This is a genomic window from Kitasatospora sp. NPDC001225 (assembly GCF_053597855.1).
The window spans coordinates 1-4,212 of the sequence record NZ_JBSFJC010000275.1 but is presented as its reverse complement, the minus strand read 5'-3'; the positions used below and the strand labels follow the sequence as shown (position 1 = coordinate 4,212).

The following is a 4,212-nucleotide window of genomic DNA, read 5'->3' as shown; positions in this document are numbered from 1 at the left end:
ACGCCGTACTCGTCCAGCTCCGACAGGAGGCCGTCCACACCCTCCCGGTCGGTGGTGTGGTCGTCCGCGAAACGACGGTCACCCGTCGCGTCCGGCACGTGCTTCACACAGACAACGATCCTCAAGCTCACGGCCTGTCTCCTGTACTGGTCTCGTCCGGCGGCTGCGGCGGTGCAAGCGGGCGCGAACACGGCACGCACCCGCTCCGGGCAGCGAATTCCCGTGCCGGTCCGGAACTTCCTGGCAGCATACTCGCCGGTAGTGCAGTGGTCACTACTGGCCAGTAGCTTATGCCGTGCGGCTGCTCCCGCCGCCTGTGCCCATCCTGCCCCAGCGCGGGGCCGACTCCACCCGCCGGGGCGGAACACCTGCGGCCGGATTGCTCACACCACGCGACCGAGCGCCGCGATCACGTCGACCCGGCGCGGCTGGCCCGCCGCCCGACGCACCACCCGGCCCTCCCCGTCCAGCACCAGGACGGTCGGCGTCCGCCGGACCTCCAGCCGGCGGACCAGCTCCAACCGCTCCTCGGCGTCCACCTCTATGTGCTCCACCCCGTCGACCATCCCGGCCACCTCCGAGAGCACCCGCCGGGTGGCCCGGCAGGGCTGGCAGAAGGCCGTCGAGAACTGCACCAGCGTCGCCCGCGCGCCGAGCGGCCCGCCCAGCTCCGCCCCCGACAGCCGTACGGCCTCCGACAGCGGTACCTCGTCCGCCCCGTCCTCGGTGCTCACCCTCGTCCTCCCGTCACTCCCGGCCCGTCACCCCCGGCCACGGCAGGCCGGGACCGGCCCCGTCGAGGCACGACAACGCACGCCGTCGGCCCGGTCATCCCCCCAGTCTGCGGCAGCGCCCGCGGCGCCCGAAACACGGTCGACCGCCAGGGCCGGGACACGTACGATCGGCCGATGGACTCCGACCGCCACCCGATGCCGCCGCCGGTCCGCCGCCGCGTCATCGCCCCGGCCAGGACCACCGTCCACCGACGGCGTTGACGCCCCGCCGCTGCCGCCGCCCGTCGCGACCACCCGGAGCCCCGTTGCAGACCGATCCCCGCGGTCCCCGCTTAGCCGCAGCGCTCACCGCGATCGTCCTGGCCCTCGTCCTGGCCACCGGCAGCTGCCCGCTCCTGGGAGCCCAGACGCTCGTCTTCGCCCTCGGCTCGTTCGGCGGCCTGCGCCTGGCCCCGTACGTCCGGCTGTTCCAGGCGCTCGTGCTGCCCCGGCTCGCACCGCCCTCCGCCACCGAGGACGAACGGCCGCTCCGCCTCGACCAGGGCGTCCTCATGGTCTTCGCCGCGGTCGGCACCCTCGGCTACTGCACCGAGGTGACATGGCTCGGCGTGATGGGCGCCTCGACCGCCCTCACCGCCGCCTTCGCCAACGCCGTGTTCGGCTACTCCGTGGGCTGCGAGCTCTACCCCTTGGTCCGGCACGCCCAGGGCCGCCTCACCTCCCGCGCCTGATGCGAGCGGCCGAAAAGTTCCCGTTCGAATTCATCACGGAGATCACATCGGCAATATTCACTTGACCGCACGCCTCAGGTGACAGCAGGCACTCGTTCGGGGGATCATCTCCGTGAATCACCCGTGACCGCCGCGGAGTGCCGTACTCCGGTCGGCACCGCCCGCGCAACGGAGCGGGTACCCGCCGAACCGGGCTCCGGCCCGTGGAAGTCAGGACTGACCGTGGCAGAGTTCGTGTACCCGCCGGTGATCGGCGCCGCACTCACCGCCTTCCGCGCGCTCGACGCGCGGATCAAGATCGTGGGCGCCGAACACATCCCCGCCAGGGGGGGAGCGGTACTGGTCAGCAACCACATCAGCTACCTGGACTTCCTCTTCGCGGGCCTCGGCGCGTACCGCGGCGGCAAGCGCAAGACCCGCTTCATGGCCAAGGACGACGTCTTCAAGCACCGGATCTCCGGCCCGCTGATGCGCGGCATGAAGCACATCCCGGTCGACCGCACCGACGGCCAGCCCGCCTACGAGGCCGCCGTGCGCGCCCTCAAGGCCGGCGAGGTGGTCGGGGTCTTCCCCGAGGCGACCATCAGCCGCTCCTTCATGCTCAAGAAGTTCAAGACCGGCGCCGCCCGGATGGCCGCCGACTCCGGCACCCCGCTGCTGCCCGTCGTGCTCTGGGGCACCCAGCAGCTCTGGACCAAGGGCCGCCCGAAGACCCTCACCAAGCGGCACGTCCCGGTCACCATCATGATCGGCGAGCCGATCCACCTCGGGCCGGACGACAAGCCCGTGATGGTCACCCGGCGGCTGCGCGCCGCCATGAGCGAGATGCTCGACCAGGCCCAGCGCGAGTACCCCGGCAAGCCCTCCGGCCCGGACGACACCTGGTGGCTGCCCGCCCAGCTCGGCGGCACCGCGCCCACCCTGGAGGTCGCCGAGGCCGAGGACGAGGCGGAGGCCCTCGCCAAGGCCGAGCGCCGCGCCGCCCGGGGCTGAGGCCCGCTCCGCTCCCCTCTGTTCCTCTCCCCTCCACTCCCCCCTACTCCGTGCGATCGAGCGAGCGCGGTCCGTCGCGTGTCGCCGGACCGCCGACGTCCCCCGTCTGACACAGTGACAGCTCCTTTCAGGGGCCTTCGTCCTGAATCCTCGGCGGGGGCACACGTCGGAGCGGTCGAGAGTCTCGGAGGCGGAGATGGCACGGATCACCACCGGCACACGGCAGTCACCCACGGGCAGGGCCCGCACCCGCGCGAGCGCCGGTGCGGGCCTTCTGCTTCTGGGCGCCCTGCTCACCGGCTGCGGGGCCGAACCCGGGGAGATCCCGCTCTCGGAGATCCGGCCGGAGACCCCCACCGCCACCCCCGAGGCGACACCCGCCGCGACCCCCGGCGTGGTCGGCGCGGCCGTCGGAGCCCCCGCGGCCGCCGCGCACAACGGGCTGATCGTCAGCCGCGCCTACACTGACGCCGCCCGCACCAGCACCGCGATCGTCACCCTCTCCCCCGACGGCACCGGCCAGCACCAGGTCACCCAGCCGCCGGCCCGCGCGCTCGACGACCGCCCGGACTGGTCCCCCGACGGCGCCACCATCGCCTTCGACCGCACCGACCCGCAGACCGGCACCGCCCGGCTCTGGACCGTCCTCACCGCCGGCGGCCCCGAGCACCAGGTCAACCAGCTCTGCGACAGCGGCACCGCCGACTGCGCCAACGAGGACGAACGCGCCCCCGCCTTCTCCCCCGACGGCAGGCAGGTCGCCTTCAGCCGCTCCTGGGGCGCCCTGGACCCGTCCGGCAGCCACCAGATCCAGTACTCCGACCTCTACCTGATGACCCCCGAGGGCACCGACGTCCAGCGGCTCACCTTCCTCACCAACGACAAGCCCTACTCCGGCGCGGTCAGCAACCCCAGCTGGTCCCCCGACGGCAAGCAGCTCACCTTCGAGTACCGCACCAGCACCACCGGGCAGCCCGCCAACAGCCGCGCCATCTACGTGGTCAGCGCGGACGGCACCGGGCTGCGGCAGCTCACCCCCTGGGAACTGCGCGCCGGCGACCGCGCGGACTGGTCCCCCGACGGCACCCAGATCCTCTTCACCACCTACCCGGCCGGCCCCGACAACGCCCCCGGCGGCGGCATCTACACCGTCCACCCCGACGGCAGCGCCGTCGGTGCCCTCACCCCCGCACCCTCGGACGCCTTCTACGGCGCGGCCGCCTACGCTCCCGACGGCAAGTCCATCGTCTTCGCCCAGGCGCCCGCCGGCACCGGCGCCGACCTCTACAGCATGCGGCCGGACGGTACGGGCGTCGCCCGTCTCACCAACAGCGCGGACAAGTGGCTCAGCCGACCGGCCTGGGGGACGGCGGAGGCCCCGGCGGCTCCCGCCGACCAGGTCCAGGCGACGGCCCAACCGTCGGATCAGCCGTCAGGTCAGCCGTCATCGGCTCCTCAGGCACCCCAGGCGCCGCGGCCCGATGCCCAGCAACCCGCCCAGGCCCAGGGGCAAGCGCCCACGGAGAAGCCGCAGCCCGAATCCGACTCCGACGAATAGATTCGCCCCGGCCCGGAAAACGCGAAGAGCCCCCATCCGGGACCCGGATGGGGGCTCTTCTGAAGAATTGTTCGGCGGCGTCCTACTCTCCCACAGGGTCTCCCCTGCAGTACCATCGGCGCTGTAAGGCTTAGCTTCCGGGTTCGGAATGTAACCGGGCGTTTCCCTCACGCTATGACCACCGAAACACTATGAA

Annotated in this window: 4 protein-coding genes, 1 rRNA gene and 1 pseudogene; 3 read left to right on the top strand and 3 right to left on the bottom strand. The window is 72.6% G+C overall.

Annotation, left to right across the window (positions count from 1 at the left end):
- Positions 1-131 (bottom strand): annotated as a pseudogene (locus ACWDCZ_RS39015) (electron transfer flavoprotein subunit beta); the annotation flags it as partial.
- Between the two features lie 252 nt (positions 132-383).
- Positions 384-734, bottom strand: a complete 351-nt coding sequence (locus ACWDCZ_RS39010) for a TlpA family protein disulfide reductase (RefSeq protein WP_380782123.1) — start codon at positions 732-734, stop codon at positions 384-386.
- Positions 735-1,039: 305 nt separating this feature from the next.
- On the opposite strand from ACWDCZ_RS39010, the gene ACWDCZ_RS39005 reads away from it, so the two are divergent.
- The 3 genes from ACWDCZ_RS39005 to ACWDCZ_RS38995 all read left to right on the top strand — a co-directional run bounded on the left by ACWDCZ_RS39005 (position 1,040) and on the right by ACWDCZ_RS38995 (position 4,016).
- Positions 1,040-1,465 carry a DUF4395 domain-containing protein gene (locus ACWDCZ_RS39005; RefSeq protein ID WP_049656482.1) on the top strand — a complete coding sequence of 142 codons (426 nt, stop codon included), beginning with the start codon at positions 1,040-1,042 and terminating at the stop codon, positions 1,463-1,465.
- A 222-nt stretch (positions 1,466-1,687) separates the two neighbouring features.
- On the top strand, positions 1,688-2,458 hold the full coding sequence (locus ACWDCZ_RS39000) for a lysophospholipid acyltransferase family protein (RefSeq protein ID WP_049656484.1): 771 nt from the start codon (positions 1,688-1,690) through the stop codon (positions 2,456-2,458).
- A 196-nt stretch (positions 2,459-2,654) separates the two neighbouring features.
- Complete coding sequence (locus ACWDCZ_RS38995; protein WP_449818434.1) at positions 2,655-4,016, top strand: hypothetical protein; 1,362 nt, start codon at positions 2,655-2,657, stop codon at positions 4,014-4,016.
- 69 nt (positions 4,017-4,085) lie between these two features.
- On the opposite strand, the gene rrf is transcribed toward ACWDCZ_RS38995, so the two are convergent.
- Positions 4,086-4,202 (bottom strand): 5S ribosomal RNA (rrf, locus tag ACWDCZ_RS38990).
- Positions 4,203-4,212 lie beyond the last annotated feature (10 nt).